Origin of the sequence: Pseudomonas sp. GLN_2, from assembly GCF_043106005.1 — a bacterium.
Classification (GTDB): domain Bacteria; phylum Pseudomonadota; class Gammaproteobacteria; order Pseudomonadales; family Pseudomonadaceae; genus Aquipseudomonas; species Aquipseudomonas alloputida.
This window is the reverse complement of sequence record NZ_JBICMC010000033.1, coordinates 39,620-63,824: the sequence shown is the minus strand read 5'-3', so window position 1 is coordinate 63,824 and position 24,205 is coordinate 39,620. Positions and strand designations below refer to the sequence as shown.

The following is a 24,205-nucleotide window of genomic DNA, read 5'->3' as shown; positions in this document are numbered from 1 at the left end:
GCCCTCACGCGGCCTTGTGGGAGCGGCCTAGTGTCGCGATAGGGGCGCGGAGCGGCCCCAGTGTTTCAACTTTTCAGCATGAACTGCCGGGGCTGCTGCGCAGCCCTTTCGCGACACAAGGCCGCTCCCACTCCAATCGCGCCAGCTTTCAGAAATTGAGCAAGACAGTTGCTCCCACAGGTACCGTGGCACCTGTCGCCCCCGGCTTGGGGCCCGCGCCTTCAAAGCCTCTCTTTTTCCAACCCCACCAAGCTGTTACTGTACTCGATCAAAGCCCAACGCCTCTGGATCGGATGCCGACTTGATACGTCCCCTCCTGCTGTCACTCAGCCTGGCCTTGAGCTTTCCCGCAGCCGCGATGGTGAGCGAAAGCCACGGATACGCGCAGTTCGGCACGCTCAAGTACCCAGCCACCTTCACCCACTTCGACTGGGTCAACCCGCAAGCGCCCAAGGGCGGCACGTTGCGGGCCATGGCTTTTGGTACCTTCGACACGCTCAACCCCTACACCTTCAAAGGGTCGAGCCCGATTACCACGCCCAATTTCCAGCAGTACGGCATCAGTGAGCTGAACGAGCCACTGATGGTCGGCACTGGCCAGTACGACCCGTCCGGTGACGAGCCAACCTCCAGCTACGGCCTGATCGCCCGCTCGGTGGAGTACAGCGAGGACCGCAGCTGGGTGGTGTTCAACCTGCGCCCCGAAGCCCGCTGGCATGACGGCCAGCCCATCACCTCGGCTGACGTGGCCTTCTCGTACCGCACGCTGCTCAAGGATGGCCACCCGATCTACCGCACCAACCTGCAGGAAGTGCAGCGGGTAGACATCCTCGGCCCGCTACGCATCCGCTTCGTGTTCAAACGCGCCGGCAACCCGCTGCTGATCCTGCGTCTGGGCGAAATGCCGGTGCTGCCCAAACACTACTGGCAGAAGCGCGACTTCAAGGCCACCACCTTCGAGCCCCCGTTGGGCAGCGGCCCCTACCGCATCACCCAGGTACAACCCGGACGACGCCTGGTGTTCGAGCGAGTGAAGAACTACTGGGGCAAAGACCTGGCGGTCAACCGTGGCAAGTACAATTTCAATCGGGTCGAATACGAGTTCTATCGCGACGCGACGGTGGCCTTCGAAGCCTTCAAGGCCGGCGAGTTCGACATCTATATCGAGCACCAGGCAAAAAACTGGGCCAACGGTTACAACTTCCCTGCCGTGCGCCGGGGTGAAGTGATCAAGGCACAAATCCCGCACAGCATCCCCACGCAAACACAGGGCCTGTTCATGAACAGCCGCCGGGCCGCGTTCAGTGACCCGCGGGTACGCCAGGCGCTGGGGCTGATGCTGGACTTCGAGTGGACCAACCGCGCGCTGTTCAGCAGCGCCTACCGCCGCTCGACCAGCTACTACCCCAACAGCGAGTTCGCCGCCAGCGGCCTGCCCACCGGCAAGGAGTGGCTGCTGCTGGCGCCGTTCCGTGACCAGTTGCCGGCCAAGCTGTTCAGCGAACCGTACAAGGTCAGCCACACCGATGGCCGTGGCATTAGCCGTCAGACCCTGCGCCAGGCCTTGGGCCTGCTCGCTGAAGCCGGGTGGAAGCTGAACGGCCAGCGCCTGGTCGACAGCAAGGGCCAGCAGCTGCGCATGGAGCTGCTGTTGGTAAACCCCAACCTTGAACGCATCCTGCAACCTTATGTCGAAAACCTGTCCAGCATCGGCATTGATGCGCGCTTGCGCACCGTGGACCGTGCCCAGTACAAACAACGCCTGGACCAGTTCGATTTCGACATGATTCTGATGACCCTGAACCAGACCCTCAGCCCCGGCCTCGAACAGTGGCTGTATTTCCATTCCAGCCAGGCCGCGACAAAGGGCAGCAAGAACTATGCTGGGGTCAAGGACCCGGTGGTCGACCACCTGCTCGACACCCTGCTCGCCGCCCGCACCCGCGATGACCAGGTCGCCGCTGCCCGCGCCCTGGACCGCGTGCTTTCATGGCACTACTACATGATCCCCAACTGGTACCTCGACAACCATCGCCTGGCCTACCGCAACCGGTTCGCCTTCGTCACCACGCCGCCCTACACCCTTGGGCTGAACAGCTGGTGGATCAAGACTTCGGAGAAAGCCCAATGACGCCAACGCACCGTCTGCGCCGGCTGGCAGGCAGCCTGTTGCTCGCCTGCCTGAGCCTTCCCGCGCTGGCCGCACCGCAGCACGCGCTCACCCTTTACGACGAGCCACCCAAGTACCCCGCCGACTTCAAGCACTTCGACTACGTCAACCCGGATGCGCCCAAGGGCGGCACCTTCCGCCAGTCCAGCTTCGGCGGCTTCGACAGCCTCAACCCGTTCATCAACAAAGGCGTGGCGGCCGAGAACATCGGCATTATCTACGACACCCTGATGCGCCAGAGCCAGGATGAACCGTTCACCGAATACGGCCTGGTGGCCGGCAAGATCGAAAAGGCCCCGGACAACAGCTGGGTGCGCTTCTACCTGCGCCCTGAAGCGCGCTTCCATGACGGCCATCCGATGCGCGCCGACGACGTGGTGTTCACCTTCAACGCCCTGATGAAGGACGGCGCCCCGCTGTACCGCCAGTACTACGCCGACGTCGCCGAAGTGGTCGCCGAAGACCCGCTGAAGGTGCTGTTCAAGTTCAAGCACAAGAACAACCGCGAGCTGCCACTGATCCTCGGCCAACTGCCGGTACTGCCCAAGCACTGGTACGAAAACCGCGAGTTCAACCGCGGCAACCTGGAAATCCCGTTGGGCAGCGGCCCGTACAAGGTCGCCGAGGTCAAGGCCGGGCGCTCGGTGCGCTACGAGCGGGTCAAGGACTACTGGGCCAAGGACCTGCCCATCAACCGTGGCTTCTACAACTTCGATGTCATGACGTTCGACGCCTACCGCGACACCACCGTCGCCCTGGAGGCCCTCAAGGCCGGGGCATTCGACTATGGCCTGGAAGTCAGTGCAAAGAACTGGGCCACCGCCTACAACGTGCCCGCCGTGCGCGAAGGTCGCCTGATCAAGGAAGAGCTGCCCAACGGCAACCCCACCGGCATGCAGGGCTTCATCTTCAACATCCGCCGCCCGGTGTTCCAGGATGTGCGTGTGCGCCAGGCACTGAGCCTGCTGCTGGACTACGAGTGGACCAACAAGCAGCTGTTCAACGGCGCCTACACCCGTACCGGCAGCTACTTCGAGAACTCGGAAATGGCCGCCCGCGGCCTACCCAGCCCCAACGAGCTGAAAATCCTCGAACCACTGCGCGGCAAAGTGCCCGAGCAAGTATTTACCGAGGTCTTCCACAACCCGGTCAGTGACGGCAGCGGCATGATCCGCGAGCAACAGCGCCAGGCCTACAAGCTGTTGCAGGAAGCCGGCTGGAAAATCGTCGACGACAAGATGGTCGACGCCCAAGGCAAGCCGGCAAGCATCGAGTTCCTGCTGGCGCAGACCGAGTTCGAACGCATTCTGCTGCCGTTCAAGCGCAACCTTGCCGACCTCGGTATCGAGCTGAACATTCGCCGAGTCGACGTTTCGCAGTACATCACCCGCCTGCGCTCGCGTGACTACGACATGATCGTTGGCGGCTACCCGCAATCCAACTCGCCAGGCAACGAGCAGCGCGAGTTCTGGTCCAGCGCCGCCGCCGACAACCCCGGCAGCCGCAACTTCATCGGCCTGCGCGACCCGGCCATCGACCAACTGGTGGACCAGCTGATCAACGCCGACTCGCGCCAGAGCCTGGTCGACCACTGCCGCGCCCTCGACCGCGTGTTGCTGTGGGGCTACTACGTGATCCCCAACTGGCACATCAAGACCTGGCGTGTGGCCTACTGGAACCACATCGGCCACCCGAACGTGTCGCCCAAGTACGACATCGGCATCGACACCTGGTGGATCAAGCCCGATGTAACCCCGGCGGTCAGCGAAGCGCCTGCGCAAGAGGCCAACTAAGATGCTGGCCTACATCCTGCGCCGCCTGCTGCTGATCATCCCGACCCTGTTCGGCATCCTCATCATCAACTTCATCATCGTCCAGGCCGCCCCCGGTGGCCCGGTCGAGCAAATGATCGCCAAGCTCGAAGGCTTCGAAGGCGCCACCAGCCGCATTGCAGGTGGCGGCGCCGAGGTTTCCGTGGCTGGCTCCAACTACCGCGGCGCCCAGGGCCTGGACCCGGCCCTGATCGCTGAAATCGAGCGCATGTACGGTTTCGACAAGTCGCCGCCCGAGCGCCTGTGGATCATGGTCAAGAACTACGCCCGGCTGGACTTCGGCGACAGCTTCTTCCGCGACGCCAAGGTGATCGACCTGATCGCCGAGAAGATGCCGGTTTCGATCTCGCTGGGGCTGTGGAGTACGCTGATCATGTACCTGGTGTCGATCCCGCTGGGGATCGCCAAGGCCGTGCGCCACGGCAGCCACTTCGACGTGTGGACCAGTTCGGCGATCATCGTCGGCTACGCCATCCCGGCGTTCCTGTTCGCCATCCTGCTGATCGTGCTGTTCGCCGGTGGCAGCTACTTCGACTGGTTCCCCCTGCGTGGCCTCACCTCCAACAACTTCGACGAACTGAGCACCACCGGCAAGGTGCTGGACTACTTCTGGCACCTGGTGCTGCCAATCACCGCGCTGGTCATCGGCAACTTCGCCACCATGACCCTGCTGACCAAGAACAGCTTCCTCGACGAGATCAACAAACAATACGTGGTCACCGCCAAAGCCAAGGGCCTGAGCCGATCACGGGTGCTGTACGGTCATGTGTTCCGCAACGCCATGCTGCTGGTGATCGCCGGTTTCCCTTCGGCGTTCATCGGCATCTTTTTCACAGGCTCCTTGCTGATCGAGGTGATCTTCAGCCTCGACGGCCTGGGCCTGATGAGTTTCGAAGCGGCCATCAACCGCGACTACCCGGTGGTCTTCGGCACCCTGTTCATCTTCACCCTGCTAGGGCTGGTGGTGAAACTGATCGGCGACCTGACCTACACCTTGGTCGATCCGCGCATCGACTTTGCCAGCCGGGAGCACTGACATGGCCTTGTCCCCCCTCAACCGCCGGCGCTTCGAGCGTTTCAAGGCCAACCGCCGTGGCTGGTGGTCGCTGTGGCTGTTCCTGATTCTGTTCGGGCTGAGCCTGGGCGCCGAACTGATCGCCAACGACAAACCGATCGCCGTACGTTACGACGGCCAATGGTACTTCCCGGCGTTCAAGCGCTACCCGGAAACCACCTTCGGCGGGGAATTCCCGCTGGAAGCCAACTACAAGAGCCCCTACATCCGCGAACTGCTGGCGAAGAAAGACAGCTTCGTGCTGTGGGCACCCATTCCGTTCAGCTACCAGAGCATCAACTATGACCTGCGCGTCCCCGCCCCCGCCCCACCTTCGGCGGACAACTGGCTGGGCACCGACGACCAGGGCCGCGACGTGCTGGCGCGGGTGATCTACGGCTTCCGCATCTCGGTTCTGTTTGCCCTCACCTTGACCGTGGCCAGCTCCATTGTCGGCGTCATCGCAGGCGCCCTACAGGGGTTCTACGGTGGTTGGGTCGACCTCGCCGGGCAACGCTTTCTGGAAATCTGGTCCGGCCTGCCTGTGTTGTACCTGCTGATCATCCTGGCCAGCTTCGTGCAGCCCAACTTCTGGTGGCTGCTGGGCATCATGCTGCTGTTCTCGTGGATGAGCCTGGTGGACGTGGTACGCGCCGAGTTCCTGCGCGGGCGCAACCTGGAATACGTGCGCGCCGCGCGCGCCCTGGGCATGCGCAACGGCGCGATCATGTACCGGCACATCCTGCCCAACGCCATGATCTCGACCATGACCTTCATGCCATTCATTCTCACCGGCGCCATCGGCACCCTCACCGCCCTGGACTTCCTCGGCTTCGGCCTGCCCGCCGGTTCGCCCTCGCTGGGCGAACTGGTGGCGCAGGGCAAGTCCAACCTGCAAGCGCCATGGCTGGGCATCAGCGCCTTTGCCGTGCTGGCGCTGATGCTGAGCCTGCTGGTGTTCATCGGCGAATCCGCCCGCGACGCCTTCGACCCGAGGAAGTGACATGAGTGAACAGAACCTGATCGAAGTGCGGGACCTGGCCGTGGAGTTCGTGACCGGGGACCAGGTCAACCGGGTGGTGGACGGCGTCAGCTTCGATATTCGCAAAGGCGAGACACTGGCCCTGGTGGGCGAAAGTGGCTCGGGCAAATCGGTCACCGCGCACTCGATCCTGCGCCTGCTGCCCTATCCCCTGGCCAGGCACCCCAGCGGCAGCATCCGCTACGAAGGCAAGGACCTGCTGCAGCAGAGCGAGAAGACCCTGCAGCGCATTCGCGGCAACCGCATTGCGATGATCTTCCAGGAGCCGATGACCTCGCTCAACCCGCTGCATTGCATCGAAAAGCAGATCAACGAAATCCTCCTGCTGCACAAGGGCCTGACGGGCAAGGAAGCGACTGCGCGCACCCTGGAGTTGCTGGATATGGTCGGCATTCCAGAGCCGCGCAAGCGCCTCAAGGCCCTGCCCCACGAATTGTCGGGCGGCCAGCGCCAGCGGGTAATGATCGCCATGGCGCTGGCCAACGAGCCCGAGCTGCTGATTGCCGACGAGCCGACCACGGCGCTGGATGTGACCGTGCAGCTGAAGATCCTCGAGCTGCTCAAGGAATTGCAGGCGCGTATGGGCATGGCCCTGTTGCTGATCAGCCATGACCTGAACCTGGTGCGCCGCATCGCCCACCGCGTGTGCGTGATGCAGCGCGGGCAAATTGTCGAGCAAGCCGAATGCGCCACGCTGTTCAGCTCGCCACAGCACCACTACACCCAGATGCTGATCAATGCCGAACCCAGCGGGCTGCCGGCGCACAATCCGGTGGGCGCGCCGTTGCTGGAGGTGGATGACCTCAAGGTGTGGTTCCCGATCAAGAAGGGCTTTCTGCAGCGCACGGTCGACCATGTGAAGGCGGTGGACGGGGTCAACTTCAGCTTGCCCCAGGGCCAGACGCTGGGCATTGTTGGCGAATCCGGGTCGGGCAAGTCCACATTAGGCCTGGCGATCTTGCGACTGATTTCCAGCCAGGGCGGCATTCGCTTTCATGGGCAGAACCTCGAAGGGCTGAACCAGAAAGCCGTGCGCCCCCTGCGGCGGGAAATGCAGGTGGTGTTCCAGGACCCATTTGGCAGCCTTAGCCCGCGCATGTGCGTAGCGGATATCGTCGGCGAAGGGTTGCGCATTCACGGTATTGGCAATGCGCAGGAACAGGAAGCGGCGATCATCGCGGCGCTGGAGGAAGTGGGGCTGGACCCGCGCACGCGGCATCGCTACCCGCATGAGTTTTCGGGTGGCCAGCGCCAGCGCATAGCGATTGCCCGGGCGCTGGTGCTGAAGCCGGCGCTGATTCTGCTGGATGAGCCCACCTCGGCGCTGGACCGTACCGTGCAGCGGCAAGTGGTCGAGCTGCTGCGTAATCTGCAGCAGAAGTACAACCTGACCTACTTGTTCATCAGCCATGACCTGGCAGTGGTCAAGGCGTTGAGCCATCAATTGATGGTGATCAAGCATGGGCGTGTGGTAGAGCAAGGGGACGCGCAGGCAATCTTCCATGCGCCACAGCATCCCTATACGCGACAGTTGCTGGAGGCGGCGTTTCTGGAGGTTGGGAATATGTAGGAGAAGGGTGTGTGTTCGCCTTGATTCTTGCGGCGCTCGATCTACGCAACACCGCAAAACCCAAGGCAGGTGCCCTGACGCAATCGGGCATAGAACACCTGGAGATTACGTACGCCCGGGTTATCAGAAATCAATGGTCCCGGAGAACTTCACCAGTCGCGGGTCACCCTGGGTCAGGTAACCGCCGTTAGCCGAAGCCCAGTAGTTCTTGTCGGTCAGGTTCTCCACATTCACCCGCAAGGTCAGGTCTTTCTCCGCTACCTTCAACTTGTAGCGGGCACCGGCATCGAAACGGTTCCAGGTCGGCAGACTGACATTGTTCGCCGCATCGACGAACTGGCCACCGGTGCGCAGCATCCTCGCATTCAGCGCCAGTCCCGGCACGCCGGGCACGTCCCAGTCGACGCTGGCATTGAGCTGGAACGTCGGCACGCCGATGGCATGGTTGCCATCGTTGCTGCCGTTGGCGGTATTTTTCTGCTCCGAGGTCATGCGCGTGCCGCCGGCCATCAGGCGTAAGCCCTGTACCGGCTCGCCGAACACACTCAACTCCAGGCCTTTGTTGACCTGCTCGCCGTCACGAATGAAGACATTGTTCAAGGTATAGCCGTCCGAAGGCTTCTCGATACGGAACACGGCCAGGTTCGCACCAAAGGTCTGTCGGTCGAACTTGATACCAGCCTCAAGCTGCTTGGTACGGCCTGGCGGGAACATCTCGTTGGCGTTCGACACATTGCCTGGCGCCGTCGGCCCCTGCGCCAGGCCTTCGATGCGGTTGGCATACAAGGAAATGCTGTCGGTGGCCTTGAAAACGATGCCATAGACCGGTGTGGTGATGGACTCCTCGTATGGGTCGCCTTTGCGGCTGCCGTCATTCGCCAGGTTGGGCTGCCCTTGGGAAACAGTGCCATCGTAGGTGTAGCTTTCCACCCGCAGTTGCTGCCGTCGCAAGCCGTAAGTCAGCAACAGGCGGTCATCGAAGACGCCAATGGTGTCGGAAATCGCGATGCTCCGCGCGCGAGTCTTGCCGGTGACACCAGGGTCACCCATGTCGCCACCCGTGCTGGTGACCGTGCCCGGCTTGGCCTGCTGCACGGTGTCGTAAATGTTGGTGCTGATTGGCGAATAGAAGATGTAGGCGTTTTCCGCCTGGGTCCACATGGTATTGGCTCCCACGGCGATCTGGTGGCTGATCGGCCCGGTCTGCAGCCGCCCATTCAGGCCGGTACTGAAGCTGGTGTTGTCTTCGCCGTGCACGATGTCCGAAGCGGTCATCGTCGCTGCGCCGCTGTTGCCGACCAGTACCGGCGTGCCATAGGTACCCTGCTCGCGCGTGTGACGGGCGCCGCCGGCGAGGTAGGCGGTCCAGTTGTCGCTCAGGTCCCATTCGCCACGCACCATGCCGAAGGTATCTTCCGACTCACTGTAACTCCAGTTCTGGCCATAGTTGTGACTGGCATCCGGTGCGGTCGGGGCCTTGGTCGCGGTGCTGCCCAGGCGCACCGAATTGCGCAGGTGGTTGATGCGCTGTTTCTGGTAGCCGATATCAGTCGACACGCGGAAGTTGTCGCCGCGGTAGTCCAGGCCAGCGGTGAACAGCTTGGTGCGCTGGTCCTGGTCGTCGACGGCGGTCTCACCTTCACGCTGGCTGAGGTTCAGGCGCGCGCCGAAGCGGTTGTCCTCACCGAAGCGCTGGCCGATATCCAGGTGCTCGCCAATGCGGCCATCAGCGCTGATGTCCTGGGTATAGCGGCGGGTCGGCTCATCGCCGGCGCGCTTGGGCTGCAGGTTGACGTTGCCGCCCAGGCCGGTGCCAGTCGGGCTTACGCCATTGAGGAAGGCATTGGGCCCCTTGAACACCTCGACCCGCTCGACGCCGTCGGTGGACATGATCTGCCGCGGCAAGATGCCGTACAGGCCATTGAATGAAATATCGTCGCCAGCCAACGGCAAACCACGGATCACGAACACCTTGGACTGGTTGCCGAAGCCGAATGATTCACGCACCGAAGGATCGTTGGCCAAGACGTCACCGATATCCTCCGCCTGCTGGTCCTCGATCACCTTGGCGGTATAACTGGTCATGGTAAACGGCACATCCATATAGTCCTGGTTACCCAGCACGCCCATCCGCCCGCCACGGGCAACCTGGCCTCCGGCAAACTCGTCCGGCAACGCGTCGGGCCGCGCTTTCAAGGCATCGGCGCTGACATCGGTCGCCTCCAGCTGGATCGGCTCGGCAGCCTGCGCCATCAGGGTTACGGAACAGCAGATCGCCAGTAATGCGGGGCGTGAGGGAAAACGGGAAGGCATTGGTAAATTCCTGACAGCGCTGGGGAAGTGAAACCAAATGTAAATGGTAATGCTTACCAAACACAAACATCAACCCAGGTACGTGGCAAAGGGCTGCCATTTATCAGGATTTCTGATCACGATCGTCTTTCATCATCAGCCAGATCGGGCATACAGTCGCTGTTCTCACCCCCTGCTCCAACGGTAGAGCCATGCCCAGTCAACAACACAAAAACGTCTCCCCTGCCCTCGAGCAGCTGATCCAGCGCGCCAGCCTGCCAGGCCCCACGCTCAGCGAAGCCCAAGCGCATGCCTTGCTGCAGACGCACTACGGCGTTGCCGGTGGCTTGTCGGCATTGGGCAGTCAGCAGGACCTGAACTTCCGGGTCGACACGGCTGAAGGGCAGTTCGTGCTCAAGGCCTGCCATGGCAGCTACGCCAAGATGGAGCTGGAGGCGCAGCATGCCGCCCTCGCCTACCTGCGTGAGCACGGCCTGTCGGTGCCCGCAGTACGTGCGGCGCACAGCGGCGAAAACTTGCTGGACGTGGAGGTTGATGGCCAACCGCTGCGGGTACGCCTGCTCGGCTACATCGAAGGTCAACCGTTGACGCGTCTCAAGCACATGCCAGCGCAGGTGATGGCCGAAATGGGCAGGCTGTGCGCGCGGCTCGACAGCGCCCTGGCCGATTTCGACCACCCCGGCCTTGCGCGCACCCTGCAGTGGGACCCGCAACACGCCCAGGCGTTGATCCAGCATCTGCTGCCCGTCCTGCACAACACCGAGCAACGCGTCCGCATCGAACACGCCACCCGCGTCGCCGACGAACACCTCGCACCGCTGGTTGATCGGCTGCCAAGCCAGGCCGTACACCTGGACATTACCGACGACAACACCGTCTGGGCCCGTGATGGCGAGCGCCAGTGGCAGTTGCAAGGGGTGATCGACTTCGGCGACCTGCTGCGCACGTGGCGCATCGCCGACCTGTCGGTGACCTGCGCGGCGCTGCTGCATCACGCCGAAGGCGACCCGCTGCGGATCCTGCCGGCGATCAGCGCCTACCAGGCGCTCAACCCGCTGACCGACGCCGAGCTGCGTGCGTTGTGGCCTCTGGTACTGAACCGCGCGGCAGTGCTGGTGCTGAGCAGTGCGCAGCAACTGGCCGTGGACCCGGGCAACCAGTACACCCGCGACAACGTCGCCCATGAGTGGGAAATCTTCGACACCGCCACCGCCGTGCCTTTCGCGCTAATGCAAGCGGCCATCCTGCAAGCTGCCGGCCTGCAGCCCGCCACGCCAGACCTGACCGGCTGCGCGCCGCTGCTGCCCGAACTTGCGGGGCAACCGGTGACGCGCGTGGACCTCGGCGTGCTCAGCGAGCATTGTGAAGCGGGCAACTGGGAGCAACCCGGCTTCGACCAACGTCTATTAACCCTGCACCCTGCCCCGGCCTGCAGCCTGCACGGGCAGTATCGCCTGTCGCAAACCCATATCGACCGCCCCGACGAACCCGCCACCTGCGCCCTTGGCGTCGAGCTGCATGTGCCCAACGGCAGCCCGGTGCAAGCCCCGGCAGCCGGCACCTGGCAGCACCGCGGCGACGGCCGGGGCTGCCTGCGCACCCCGCATTGGGCTTTGTGGCTGCAAGGCCTGGAAGACGCACCGGCAGACGGCCAGGCCGTGAAAAAGGGCCAGTTCCTGGGCAGCAGCTGCGGCTTCCTCAGCGTGCAGTTGTGCCTGGACAATGGCATCCATCCGCCGCGCTTCGCCACGCCTTCACAAGCCGCCGCCTGGCTGGCCCTGTGCCCGTCACCGGCCGCCCTGCTGGGCGTCGATTGCGATGCCGAGCCGCTACCCGATCCGCAAGCGCTGCTGGCCCGCCGCGATGCCAGCTTCGCCCGCTCGCAGAAGCACTACTATGCGCAACCGCCGCACATTGAGCGTGGCTGGCGCAACTACCTGATCGACATGCAGGGCCGTTCCTATCTGGACATGCTCAACAACGTCGCGGTGCTGGGCCATGGCCATCCACGCATGGTTGCCGAGTCGGCGCGGCAGTGGTCGCTGCTGAACACCAACTCGCGCTTCCATTACGCAGCAATCACCGAATTCTCCGAGCGCCTGCTGGAGCTGGCCCCCGAAGGTTTCGACCGGGTGTTCATGGTCAACAGCGGCACCGAGGCCAACGACCTGGCGATTCGTCTGGCCTGGGCCTACAGTGGCGGGCGCGATCTGCTTAGTGTGCTGGAGGCCTACCACGGCTGGTCGGTGGCCACCGATGCCATCTCCACGTCGATCGCCGACAACCCGCAAGCCCTGGAAACCCGCCCGGACTGGGTACACCCGGTCGAAGCACCGAACACCTTCCGCGGCCGCTTCCGCGGGGCCGACAGCGCCGCCGACTACCTGCAGGACGTCGACGCCAAGCTGGCTGACCTCGACGCCCGTGGCCGTCAGCTGGCGGGCATCATCTGCGAACCGGTGTACGGCAATGCCGGCGGTATCTCGCTGCCCGCAGGCTACCTGCGCGCAGCCTATGCCAAGGTCCGCGCCCGCGGCGGGGTGTGCATCGCCGACGAAGTGCAGGTGGGCTATGGCCGCCTGGGCGAGTACTTCTGGGGCTTCGAGGAACAGGGCGTGGTGCCGGACATCATTACCATGGCCAAGGGCATGGGTAACGGCCAGCCACTGGGCGTGGTCATCACCCGTCGCGAAATCGCCGAGGCACTGGAGGCCGAGGGCTACTTCTTCTCCTCGGCCGGTGGCAGCCCGGTCAGTTGCCGCATCGGCATGGCGGTGCTGGATGTCATGCAGGAGGAAGGCCTGTGGGACAACGCCCGTGACACCGGGCGCTACTTCAAGGCACGCCTGCAGGCGCTGGTCGACAAGCACCCGCTGGCCGGAGCGGCACATGGTTCGGGCTTCTACCTGGGGCTGGAGCTGGTGCGCGACCGCACCACCCTGGAGCCGGCCACCGAAGAAACCATGATGCTGTGCGATCGCCTGCGTGACCTGGGCATCTTCATGCAGCCGACCGGCGACTACCTGAACATCCTCAAGATCAAGCCACCGATGTGCACCAGCCGGGCGAGCGTGGACTACTTTGTCGATTGTATTGATCAGGTACTGGGTGAAGGGCTGTAGGGATTGTGAAGCTGGCCGATGAGTGTTCATACTTTTCGGCCACAACGCTCCCGTCAGCAGGTTTTCGACAATGGCCTTTACCAGCGACTCCCTGGCGATTTTCCTCGCGGTGCTCGATGCCGGCTCGTTCTCCGCCGCCGCCCGCAAGCTGGGCCGTGTGCCTTCAGCCGTGAGCATGGCAATCGCCCAACTGGAAGCGGAACTGGACCTGCCCCTGTTCGACCGGGCCACGCGCAAAGCCTTGCCCACCAACGCCGCCCTGGCGCTGGAACCTCAGGCCAGGCAGGTCATCTGCCAACTCAACCTGCTGGATGCCCAGGCCCTGCAATTGCACAAAGGCCTGGAAAAGCGCCTGACCATCGCCATGGCGCCCGAGTTGCAGACCGGCCGCTGGAGCCAGCCGCTGGAAATCCTCGCCCAGGCATTTCCCAGCCTGGAAGTCGAGGTACGTTCGGCCACCCAGACCGAGGCCATTCGCCTGCTGCATGACGGCAGTGTGCAATTGGCATTGGTGTTCGAACGGCCCGGCATCGATGAGCGCGAATCCTTCCTCGAAGCCGGCAGCCAACTGCTGGTGGCCGTTGCCTCACCACGCCATCCGGCCGGGCAGAACAGCGGTACGCCATTGCCTGAAGAGGCCTTTGCCGAACAACGGCAGATCATCGTGGCTTCGGGCAAGGCCACCGGATCGGACCCACGCATGGTGCTGTCCCGGCGCATCTGGCTGACCGACAGCTACCTGGCCACGCTGGACCTGGTGCAGTCCGGGCTGGGCTGGGCCTACCTGCCGCAGCCATTGGTCGAACCGCTGATTGCCTCGGGCGCGCTGGCCGAGGTGCGCTTCGACAACATGGCCAGCCGCCTGCGCTTGTGGGTAGACATCATCTGGATCAAGTCGCGCCCGTTGGGCCTGGGCGCGCGACGCTACCTGGAAGTCATGCGCCAGCTGTTCGAGAAGGAACCCCCCAGGGCCTGACACCCTTGCGCACGTCCAGGCCCTGCAGGCGATCGCCTTTGGGAGGGTTATGCTGTCGGCGCTACCAGCCTGTAGCCAACCCCCGCCTCGGTAATGATGAACCGCGGCGCCGTGGGGTCATCGCCCAGCTTCTGTCGCAGATGCCCGACCACGATGCGCAGGTAGTGGGTATCCTCCGCATGGGTCGGCCCCCAGATATCCTTGAGCAGCTGCTGCTGGGTAATCACCCGCCCGGGGTGCCCGGCCAACAGCGCCAGCAAAGCATACTCCTTGCGTGTCAATGCCACCTCAACACCCTCAAGCGTCACCCGGCGGAAGGCAAAATCCACCGTCAGCGGCCCAAAGCTGGCTGCCACTTCCGAGCCGCCGGCTTGTGGCACCTGGCGCAGCAACGCCCGCACGCGCGCGAGAAACTCCTGGATACCGAACGGCTTGGTCACATAGTCATTGGCGCCACCATCCAGCGCATCGACCTTCTGCACTTCACTGGCACGCACCGACAACACCATCACCGGCACTGCACTCCATTCGCGCAACTCACGCAGTACCTGCTGGCCGTCCATGTCCGGCAGCCCCAGGTCGAGCACCACCAGGTCCGGCTTGCCCAATGCCGCCTGGGCCAACCCTTCGGTACCGGTGGCGGCCTCCAGCACCTTGTAGCCTTGCGAGGCCAGGCTGATACGCAGGAACTTGCGGATCTGCGGTTCATCGTCGATGACCAACAGGGTGGCGGACTGGCTCATGGGGTTTCGCTTTCGGCTTCAGGTTGAGGAGGCAGCGGCAAGCATAGAGTGATGCTGGTGCCTTGGCCATCAATGCCTTCGCCCACCAGAATCTGCCCGCCATGGGCACCGATCATGCCCTGGCAGATCGCCAGGCCCAGCCCGGTACCCTGCCCGCCGCGGTCGCCACGGGCGGCGGTGTAGAACATGTCGAAGATTTTTTCGCGGTCATCTTCGGGAATGCCGGGGCCCTGGTCGCTGACGGTCAAGCGCAGCTGGTCGTCATGCACCGCCACCTGCAGCTCAAGCCGACCATTGGCCGGCGAAAAGCGTGCGGCGTTTTCCAGCACGTTGACCAGTGCCTGCTCGATCAACGCCGCATGCACGAACAGCAATGGCAGCTCGGCCGGCACGTCCCTGTGCACACGCAGCGGCGCCAGCACCACCCGCAGGCGGTTGAGCGCACTGCCGACGATATCCGCCGGGGCCACCCAGTCGCGGGCCAGCTTGAGGCCGCCATGGCCCAGGCGGGTCATGTCCAGCAGGTTCTGGATGTAGCGATCGAGGCGTTCGGCCTCGTTGCGGGTGCCCTCCAGCAGCTCGCGGCGGTCTTCAGCCGGGATCGCATCGCCCAACGCCAACAGGCTGTCGATGCTGCCACGCATGGCGGTCAACGGCGTGCGCAAGTCATGGGACACGGAAGCCAGCAGGGCGCTGCGCAGTTGCTCGGTTTCGCCGTGCAGGCGTGCGGCCTCCAGCTGCTCGGCCAGGCGTGCACGGGCCAGGGCCTGGGCCAGGGGCTGGCCTAGGGCGGTGAGCAGGCGCCGGCGTGGGTCGCTGAGCGGCTGCCCGTTGCGCGGGCGCACCCCCAGCAGGGCCAGCGGCTGATCGTCCACCGCCAATGGCCACCACCACCAGCGGCCATTAGGCAGGGTATCGCTGCCGTGGCCGGCGGCCTGCCCGTGCTGCCAGGCCCAATCGGCAGCCGCCCGTTCGGTGTCGCTGAAGGTGCAGGCTTCCCCGCTGGCCACTTGCAACTGGCCTTCGGCGTTGCGCTCCAGCAAGCACACCTGGGTGTCCTGCCAGCCGTCCAGGTGCTGGCCGGCAGCCTTGAAAATGGCTTGGCGGTCGGTGGCTACCGTCAACCGGCGAGACAGGTCGAGCAACTGGCTGGTCTGCGCCTGGGTCTCGCGCAGCGCCTGCAACTGGCGACGCTGGCGCGCGGCCAGGTTGCCGGTGAGCGCAGCCATCAACAGAAAGAACACCAGTGTCAGCACGTCTTCTTCGCGCTGGATGGTGAACGAGAAGTTGGGCGGTATGAACAGGAAATCATAGGCCAGGAACGACAGCGCGGCGCAAGCCAGCGCAGGTCCCAGGCTACTGCGCACTGCGACCAGCAACACCGCCGCCAGGAACACCAGCGAGATATTGGGCAGCGCCAGCACACTGGACACCGCCCAGGCCAGACCCGCAGCCATCACGGTGGCCAGCAGCGCCAGCAGGTAATGACGCCACACCCACACCCGCCGCACGGCTGAACGCGGCGCTGGCGGCTGCACGTCGCGGTCCAGCACGTTGATTTCCAGGCCACGGCTTTCGCGCAGCAGCCGCGCCGCCACACCCGCGCCGAACAAACGCCGACGCAGGCGGTTGCGGGACTGCCCGACCAGCACCAGGCTGGCCCGCCGTTCGACAGCATGCTGGATCAGCGTACGGGCCACTTCGCCAGCACGCAGCAGCACCACCTCCCCGCCCAGTCGCTCGGCCAGTTGCTGCGCGGCTTGCAAACGATGCCGTGCGGTTTCGTCACGCAGGCGGCCGTTGTCCACATGCACCAGGCTCCACGGCAGGTGGCGGCGCTGGGCCACGCGGCTGGCATGGCGCACCAGGCGTTCGGCCTGGTCATCACCGTCTATGCCCACCAGCAACCGGCCGCGCAAGGCCGGCGCCTCCTGGCCGCGCTGACGATAGCCGTGGGCCAGGTCGGCATCGACCTGAGCAGCGGCGGTCTGCATGGCCAGCTCGCGCAGGGCGGTGAGGTTGGTTTGCGAAAAATACGCATCGATGGCCGCCCGAGCCTGCTCGGGCACGTACACCTTGCCTTCACGCAGGCGTTCGAGCAGCTCTCGCGGAGGCAGGTCGATCAGCACCAGCTCGAACGCTTCCTGCAGCACCCAGTCCGGCAGGGTCTCGCGCACTTGCACGCCGGTAATGTCGCGGACCTTGTCGTTGAGGCTTTCCAGGTGCTGGACGTTGACCGTGGTGTACACGTCGATGCCCGCGGCCAAGAGTTCTTGCACGTCCTGCCAGCGTTTGGCGTGGCGGCTGCCGGGGGCGTTCGTGTGGGCCAGTTCGTCCACCAGGGCCAAGGCCGGCGCGGCACGCAGCAGGCCGTCAAGGTCCATTTCCTCGAGGGTGACGCCACGGTACTGGCTACGCAACAAGGGCTGCTGATGCAGCCCTCCGAGCAACGCTTCGGTTTCGGCGCGGCCATGGGTTTCGACCACCCCGGCCAACACCTGCACGCCCTGGCGTTGCTGAGCGTGTGCAGCCTGGAGCATGGCGAAGGTCTTGCCGACGCCGGGGGCAGCGCCAAGGAACACCTTCAGCCGGCCCCGGCCGGTGCGTGGGAGGTTGGCCAACAGCGCATCGGCGCGGGCGGAGTCACTCATGTTTCATCCTTTGCTTTTTCCAGCAGTCGGCCACTTCAGGGAAAGCCCCCTTAACGTGTAGGAGCGGTTTACCCGCGAATACGTCAGTGGCACTACCACCGCATTCGCGGGTAAACCCGCTTCTACAGGCTTCCTGCCAGCGCTTCGATTACCTGACAATGGCAAGCTTTTCCAAGGCCTGGTTCAACGCCAGCACGTTGACCACCGGCGGGCCGATCAATGGGTGGAGGGTGGCCTGTTCCAGCAAGGCTTGCAAGCGCTCGACCGGCAGCTGCCGTGCCGCCGCCACCCGCGGGATCTGATAGGCCAAGGCCTCCGGTGGCAAGTGCGGGTCCAGGCCGCTGCCCGAGGTGGTCAGCAGCGCCTGCGGCACTGGCCCCTGCTGCGCCTGATACAACGTGGCCGCATCGCCCTTTACCCGCTCAACCAGCGCCGGGTTGCTCGGCGACAGGTTGCTGGCGCCGCTGGCCACGGTCGCGTAGGCACCTGCCGAGGGCCGCGAGTGGAACCAGCCATCGCCCTGGAAGTCCTGGGCGATCAATGCCGAACCCCGCACCTGGCCTTGCGCATCGCGTACCAGGCTACCGTTGGCCTGGCTCGGGAAAGCGACTTGGGCAATACCGGTCACCGCCAGCGGATACAGGGCGCCCGTCACCAGGGTCATCAACAAAGCCAGGCTCAATGCCGGGCGTAGATAAGCAGTCATGGCGGCCTCCTCAGACCAGATTCAGGGCGTTGAGCAGCAGGTCGATCAGCTTGATCCCGGCAAACGGCACCACAATGCCACCCAGCCCGTAGATCAGCAGGTTGCGCCGCAACAGGTGCGCCGCACTGGCCGCCTGCACGCGCACCCCACGCAGCGCCAGCGGGATCAGCACGATGATGATCAGTGCGTTGAACACGATCGCCGACAGGATGGCGCTCTGCGGGCTGGCCAGTTGCATCAGGTTGAGCACACCCAGTTGCGGGTAGATGGCAGCGAACAGCGCCGGCAGGATGGCGAAGTATTTGGCCACGTCGTTGGCAATGGAGAACGTTGTCAACGCACCGCGGGTGACCAGCAGCTCCTTGCCGACCTGGACTACGTCCAGCAGCTTGGTCGGGTCGCTGTCCAGGTCGACCATGTTGGCGGCCTCCCGCGCAGCCTGAGTGCCGTCGTTCATGGCCATGCCTACGTCAGCCTGGGCCAGTGCCGGGGCGTCGTTGGCACCGTCGCCACACATGGCAACCAGGCGGCCGTCATTCTGCTCCTGGCGAATACGCGCCAGCTTCTTCTCGGGCGTGGCCTCAGCCAGCACGTCATCTACCCCCGCTTCGGCGGCGATGGCGGCCGCAGTCAACGGGTTGTCACCGGTTACCATCACCGTGCGGATGCCCAGCTTGCGCAGCTCGGCGAAGCGCTCGCGGATACCAGGCTTGACCACGTCCTTGAGGTGGATCACACCCAGCAAGCGCTTGTCGACGCACACCAGCAACGGGGTGCCACCACTCTGCGCGATGCGTTCGACTTCACGGGCCAGCGCCGCCGGCATTTCCAGGCGTTGCATACCGACAAAGGCCAGCACCGCATCGACGGCGCCCTTGCGGTAGCGGTGCTGCTGGAAGTCGATGCCCGACAGGCGTGTCTCGGCACTGAAAGCCACCGCTTCGAACTGCCCGGCAGGCGGGTCGACAAAGTCGTGCAACTGGCGCAGGTATTCGACAATCGATTTGCCTTCGGCGGTGTCGTCGGACAGCGAGGCCAGCAAGGCGCCCTCCCCCAGCTCCTTGGCGGTAATGCCCGGTGCAGCATGCAGTGCGCTGCAGCGGCGGTTACCGAAGGTGATGGTGCCGGTCTTGTCGAGCATCAGCGTATGCACGTCCCCGGCCGCCTCGACGGCGCGGCCCGAGCGGGCAATGACATTCAGCCGTACCAGCCTGTCCATGCCGGCGATACCGATGGCCGACAGCAGGCCGCCGATGGTGGTCGGGATCAGCGTCACCAGCAGCGCGGCCAGGAAGATCAGCGGCAGGCTGCCACCCACTAAGTGGGCGAACGGCTGCAAGGTCACCACCACGATCAGGAAAATCAGGGTCAGGCCGATCAGCAGGATGTCGAGGGCGATTTCGTTCGGGGTCTTCTGCCGCTTGGCCCCTTCAACCAGGGCGATCATGCGGTCCAGGGTCGACTCGCCCGGGTTGCTGGTGATGCGGACAAGCAGCCAGTCGGAGACCAGCCGCGTATTGCCGGTCACCGCCGAGCGGTCGCCACCTGATTCGCGTATTACCGGCGCGGACTCGCCGGTAATGGCCGCCTCGTTGACGGCCGCAATGCCTTCAATCACCTCGCCGTCGCCGGGGATCATTTCGCCGGCGACCACGCGTACCACGTCGTCCTTGCGCAGCGCGCTGGCAGCTACCGTCTCGTAGCTGCCATCACGCAGACGACGCTGGGCGGTCAGGCCCTGGCTGCCGGCCTTGAGGCTGTCGGCGCGGGCCTTGCCACGGCCTTCGGCCAACGCCTCGGCGAAGTTGGCGAACAACACGGTGAACCACAGCCACAGGGCAATCTGCACCGCAACGCCGGTGCTCACGCCGCCGCCGGGGGCAAAACACAGCACAGTGGTCAGCACCGCGGTCAGGGCCACCACCAGCATTACCGGGGAGCGCTTGAGCTGACGCGGGTCGAGCTTGACGAACGCCTGCACCAGCGCCGGGCGCCACAGCGCGGCGAAGCGGGTCTGGTCCTTGGCATTGTGCCGGCTATTCACTTCAGGAATGGGCATGTTCATGATCGGTCCTCAAAAACCCAGGCTAAGGTGTTCGGCGATTGGCCCAAGGGCCAGGGTCGGCAGGAAGGTCAGGCCACCGACCAGCAGGATGGTCACCAGCAGCAAGCCGGTGAACAGCGGGCCGTGAGTCGGGAAGCTGTTCTGCCCCAGCGGAGCGCTTTTTTTCGCCGCCAGGCTGCCGGCCAACGCCAGTATCGGCAGGATGTAGCCGAAGCGGCCGATGAGCATGGCCAGGCCGATCATCAGGTTGTGGTACACGGTGTTGGCGCCAAACCCGGCAAAGGCCGAGCCGTTGTTGGCCGAGCCCGAGGTATAGGCGTACAGCAACTGGCTGAAACCATGCGCCCCCGGGTTGGTGACCGCCCCGGCCGGGCCGGGCAGGCTGGCGGCGATGGCGCCAAGTACCAGCACGCCGACCGGCATCACCAGCAGGGTTGCCACCAGAAGCTGCACTTCACGGGCCTGCAGCTTCTTGCCCAGGTATTCCGGGGTACGGCCAATCATCAGCCCGGCCAGGAACACCGCGATAAGGACGAACAGCAGCATGCCGTAGAGGCCCGCGCCGACGCCGCCGAATATCACCTCGCCGACCATCATGTTGACCATCGCCACCATACCGGTCAGCGGGTTCAGGCTGTCGTGCATGGCGTTGACCGAACCGTTGGAGGCGGCGGTGGTGGTGACCGCCCACAGCACCGAACCGGTAGTGCCGAAGCGGCTTTCCTTGCCCTCCAGGGGGGCGGTCTGCTGCACCTGCGTGCTTTCCAGCGCCGGGTTTGGCTGGTGCTCGGACCACAACGCCGTGCTGCCGCCGATCAGGAACAGGGCAAGCATGCAGGCGAGGATGGCGCGGCTCTGACGCAGGTCCTTGACGTAGTGACCGAAGGTGAACACCAACGCCACCGGAATGAGGATGATCGATGCCACCTCGAACAGGTTGCTCCAGGCCGTTGGGTTTTCGAACGGGTGCGCCGAGTTGACGCCGAAGAAGCCACCGCCATTGGTACCCAGTTGCTTGATGGCGATCTGGCTGGCGGCCGGCCCCAGCGGAATGGTCTGGTCGGCACCTTGCAAGGTCAGTGCGTGGGCGTAGTCGGCAAAGGTCTGCGGTACGCCCTGCCACACCAGCAACAGTGCCAGCAGCAAGCACAGCGGCAACAGGCCGTAGAGGGTGGCACGGGTCATGTCGACCCAGAAGTTGCCCAGCGTCGTCGCGCTGCGCCGGGCGATACCGCGGCACAGGGCAACCAGCACGGCCAGGCCGGTGGCAGGGCTGACAAAGTTCTGCACGGTCAGGCCAAGCATCTGGCTCAGATAGCTGACCGACGCCTCACCGCTGTAGGCCTGCCAGTTGGTGTTGGTAACGAAACTGACGGCGGTGTTGAACGCCAGCGACCATTCCTGGCCAGGCAGGTGCTGAGGGTTGAGTGGCAGGTAGCCCTGCAACAGCAGCACGGCAAACAGCAGCAGGAAGCCGACCAGATTGAACGCCAGCAGGGCCAGGGTGTATTGCCGCCAGTTCTGCTCCTGGCTGGCGTTCACACCCGCCAGCCGGTAACAGCCCTGCTCGACCGGCCCCAGCACCGGCGTCAGCCAGGTACGCTGGCCTTCCATGACCTTGAAGTAGAACCGCCCGAGCCAGGGTGCTGGTAGCAGCACAATGGCAAAGAATGCCAGGAGCAAGGCGAAATCGTAACTGTGCATGGCCGCTCCCTAGCTGCGATCGGCGCGCAGCAGCGCCACCAGCAGATAAAACGCCAATGCCACTGCCAGCAGCAGTGACAGCCCGTCGAGCATGTTCATGTGTGGTTCTCCCCGTGTTACGGCTTGGGCCGCTTTGGGGAAATTGTCCGAGGGAGGGGCGTAAAGGGGCGAGATCGGGGGATGGGGGTGGGGATAAAGAATGCGTAAAGATCAGCGTTGTGGTTTGCCTGTAACGGCCCTTTTGCGGGCTCGCCCGTTCCCACGGGCACTGCACAGCCTTCAAGGCCTGTGTGGTACCTGTGGGAGCGGGCAAGCCCGCAACAGGGCCGTTACAGGCTTATTGTTGTGGCGGCGGCTGCGCCGCGTTACGGCTCCAGTCCAGCAGCAGGCTGTAGCCTACCGCCAGCAAAGTCGGCCCGATGAACAGGCCAATGAAGCCGAAGGCAAGCAAGCCGCCGAACACGCCCAGCAGCACGATCACCAGCGGCAGGTTGCCCCCACGGCTGATCAGGTACGGTTTGAGCACGTTGTCCACGCCACTGATGACGAAGGTGCCCCAGACGCCCAGGAACACCGCCATGCCGTATTCGCCCTTCCACACCAGCCAAGCGGTGGCCGGGATCCAGGCCAGTGGCGGCCCCATGGGGATCAGGCTGAGCATGAAGGTCACCAACCCCAGCACGATCGCCCCGGGCACCCCGGCGATCAGGAAGCCGATCAATGCCAGCAGGGCCTGCGCGGCCGCCGTGCCGATCACCCCGTTGACCACCCGCTGCACGGTAGCGGCTACCAGGTCCAGGTAATACTCGGCGCGTTCGCCCACCAGCCGGTGCAGCAAGCGCAGCACGAATGCCGCCAAACGTGGCCCGTCGCGGTAGAAGAAGAACACGAACACCAGGCTCAGGGTCAGTTCCAGCACGCCGCTGCCGATCTGCGCGCTGCGCGCCAGCAACCAGTTGCCCACCTGCCCAAAGTAAGGCTTGATTGAGGTAAGCAAGGCTGCCCCTTGCTGGTCCAGCGATTGCCAACCGTTGACCAGGCGCTCGCCAACGAATGGAATGCCACCCAACCAGGCCGGTGCATCGGGCAGGCCGTCGACCTGCACGTCACGCACAAACGCCGTAGCGTCGCGAATGTGATCGGCCAGGTTGAACCCCAGCCACACCAGCGGCAGTGCCACGATCAGGATCCAGGCCATGGTCAGCAGGCCGGCTGCCAGCGTCTCCCGACCGCCCAGCAGGCGTGTAAGGAAGCGCATCAACGGCCAGCTGGCAAAGGCCAGGATGGCCCCCCATAGCAATGCCGATATGAACGGTGCCATCACCCACAGGCCGGCTCCCAGCAATGCCACCAGCAGAATCTGGACCAGCAGGCGATCATTGTTAACCATGAGGGTGCTCGTTCAAGGGATCAGTTCAAGGTGCAGGCCGTCTGTAGGCGCGCTGCCGACTTCAAGACGGCGATTGCGCACCCCGGCCTTGACCAGCGCCTCGCGCCAGGCCTCAGCCTGGGCGCCACTGAGGCTGACGCGCAAGGTGCTGTCAAGGTTCAGGCTGCGGGCCAGCAGGTTTACCCAGGCGTCTTGCGGCGCAGCAAGGTCAGGGTAGTCGAGCTTGCCGGTGTCACGCATTTCGCGCAGCACCGTGGCGGCGGTTGGCAGCAGCTCGCCCAGCGGGCTGCCTGCGATGAACTCTTCCACATGCAGATAGGCACGGCGGTTGCCACGGGTAACGCTGTACAGCGCGACCAGGGTGTCGGCCTCGTCTGCCGAGCGGCGTAGCAGGATGAACGCCTGCTGCTCGTCGCCTCCGTTGAGGCGGGCATTGGCAAACACATCATTGGCCCACAGGCTGGCCTCACCGCAATCACGCCCCTGACACCAGAACAACGGGTAGCCACCGTCGCGCACAAGTGCTTCGCGGGCACTGGTGAAGGCCTCGCGTGCAGTACGCTCAACAGGCAATTCGTAGGTTACCGAGCTGACCTGACCGCGGCTTTCGACTTTGTCATCGACCCGCAGGCGGCCACTGATCTTGCGTAGCGGGCCCATCGGGTAGACCCGCTCCTGTTCCGTCGCCAGGCGTTGATCGACCACCTTGGCGTCCTGCGGGACCGGCAGGACGCCGGCCCACGACACGGGGGTGGCGAGCACCAGACAGGCAGCCAAGGCAGTGCGAATGGAAACAGGTACGCTCATTGGCGAACCAGGCGGCGCTCAGCGCCGAATTGAAGCTCCAGGATGTCTGGCAGTTGCATG

16 protein-coding genes are annotated in these 24,205 nt (G+C 64.4%); 7 read left to right on the top strand and 9 right to left on the bottom strand.

Annotated elements, in window-relative coordinates; all coding sequences use genetic code 11:
* The first annotated feature begins 301 nt into the window (after positions 1-301).
* From ACF8Q6_RS09060 to ACF8Q6_RS09040, 5 genes are read left to right on the top strand one after another with little or no spacing between them, the layout of a single operon-like run.
* On the top strand, positions 302-2,131 hold the full coding sequence (locus ACF8Q6_RS09060; protein ID WP_041168382.1) for an extracellular solute-binding protein: 1,830 nt from the start codon (positions 302-304) through the stop codon (positions 2,129-2,131).
* Entirely contained in the window at positions 2,128-3,963 is a 1,836-nt protein-coding gene (locus ACF8Q6_RS09055) for an extracellular solute-binding protein (protein WP_392489693.1), read from the top strand. Before ACF8Q6_RS09060 ends, ACF8Q6_RS09055 begins: the two co-directional genes overlap by 4 nt.
* Position 3,964: 1 nt before the next feature.
* Positions 3,965-5,038: a microcin C ABC transporter permease YejB gene (locus tag ACF8Q6_RS09050; RefSeq protein ID WP_003251466.1), complete on the top strand. Its 1,074-nt coding sequence runs from the start codon at positions 3,965-3,967 to the stop codon at positions 5,036-5,038.
* Between the two features lies 1 nt (position 5,039).
* Complete coding sequence (locus tag ACF8Q6_RS09045) at positions 5,040-6,059, top strand: ABC transporter permease (protein ID WP_010954919.1); 1,020 nt, start codon at positions 5,040-5,042, stop codon at positions 6,057-6,059.
* A 1-nt stretch (position 6,060) separates the two neighbouring features.
* Entirely contained in the window at positions 6,061-7,668 is a 1,608-nt protein-coding gene (locus ACF8Q6_RS09040; RefSeq protein ID WP_392493382.1) for an ABC transporter ATP-binding protein, read from the top strand.
* Between the two features lie 123 nt (positions 7,669-7,791).
* Here ACF8Q6_RS09040 and ACF8Q6_RS09035 read toward each other — a convergent pair whose 3' ends face one another.
* Positions 7,792-9,981, bottom strand: a complete 2,190-nt coding sequence (locus ACF8Q6_RS09035; RefSeq protein ID WP_392493381.1) for a TonB-dependent receptor — start codon at positions 9,979-9,981, stop codon at positions 7,792-7,794.
* Positions 9,982-10,172: 191 nt separating this feature from the next.
* Between ACF8Q6_RS09035 and ACF8Q6_RS09030 the strand changes: the two genes are divergently transcribed.
* Together ACF8Q6_RS09030 and ACF8Q6_RS09025 are read left to right on the top strand one after the other, a co-directional pair.
* The gene (locus ACF8Q6_RS09030) at positions 10,173-13,103 is read left to right on the top strand and encodes an aminotransferase (RefSeq protein WP_392493380.1); all 2,931 of its coding nucleotides are present in this window, start codon (positions 10,173-10,175) and stop codon (positions 13,101-13,103) included.
* A gap of 70 nt (positions 13,104-13,173) precedes the next feature.
* Positions 13,174-14,079, top strand: coding sequence for a LysR family transcriptional regulator (locus ACF8Q6_RS09025; RefSeq protein WP_012051754.1), 906 nt, complete (start codon positions 13,174-13,176; stop codon positions 14,077-14,079).
* Between the two features lie 47 nt (positions 14,080-14,126).
* On the opposite strand, the gene ACF8Q6_RS09020 is transcribed toward ACF8Q6_RS09025, so the two are convergent.
* The 8 genes from ACF8Q6_RS09020 to ACF8Q6_RS08985 all read right to left on the bottom strand — a co-directional run bounded on the left by ACF8Q6_RS09020 (position 14,127) and on the right by ACF8Q6_RS08985 (position 24,145).
* A complete protein-coding gene (locus ACF8Q6_RS09020) occupies positions 14,127-14,822 on the bottom strand; it encodes a response regulator (RefSeq protein ID WP_392493379.1) in 696 nt (231 codons plus the stop codon).
* Entirely contained in the window at positions 14,819-17,473 is a 2,655-nt protein-coding gene (locus tag ACF8Q6_RS09015) for a DUF4118 domain-containing protein (RefSeq protein ID WP_392493378.1), read from the bottom strand. Before ACF8Q6_RS09015 ends, ACF8Q6_RS09020 begins: the two co-directional genes overlap by 4 nt.
* A 148-nt stretch (positions 17,474-17,621) precedes the next feature.
* A complete protein-coding gene (gene kdpC / locus ACF8Q6_RS09010; RefSeq protein ID WP_392493377.1) occupies positions 17,622-18,179 on the bottom strand; it encodes a potassium-transporting ATPase subunit KdpC in 558 nt (185 codons plus the stop codon).
* A gap of 10 nt (positions 18,180-18,189) precedes the next feature.
* Positions 18,190-20,244, bottom strand: a complete 2,055-nt coding sequence (gene kdpB / locus ACF8Q6_RS09005) for a potassium-transporting ATPase subunit KdpB (protein ID WP_392493375.1) — start codon at positions 20,242-20,244, stop codon at positions 18,190-18,192.
* Between the two features lie 9 nt (positions 20,245-20,253).
* Positions 20,254-21,948: a potassium-transporting ATPase subunit KdpA gene (kdpA, locus tag ACF8Q6_RS09000; protein ID WP_392498675.1), complete on the bottom strand. Its 1,695-nt coding sequence runs from the start codon at positions 21,946-21,948 to the stop codon at positions 20,254-20,256.
* 9 nt (positions 21,949-21,957) lie between these two features.
* Complete coding sequence (gene kdpF, locus ACF8Q6_RS08995) at positions 21,958-22,047, bottom strand: K(+)-transporting ATPase subunit F (RefSeq protein ID WP_003251485.1); 90 nt, start codon at positions 22,045-22,047, stop codon at positions 21,958-21,960.
* A 238-nt stretch (positions 22,048-22,285) separates the two neighbouring features.
* Positions 22,286-23,338 (bottom strand): AI-2E family transporter, encoded by a 1,053-nt coding sequence (locus ACF8Q6_RS08990; protein ID WP_392490723.1) that lies wholly within the window; start codon positions 23,336-23,338, stop codon positions 22,286-22,288.
* Positions 23,339-23,350: 12 nt separating this feature from the next.
* Positions 23,351-24,145, bottom strand: coding sequence for a DUF4892 domain-containing protein (locus ACF8Q6_RS08985; protein ID WP_392490722.1), 795 nt, complete (start codon positions 24,143-24,145; stop codon positions 23,351-23,353).
* Between the last annotated feature and the right edge of the window lie 60 nt (positions 24,146-24,205).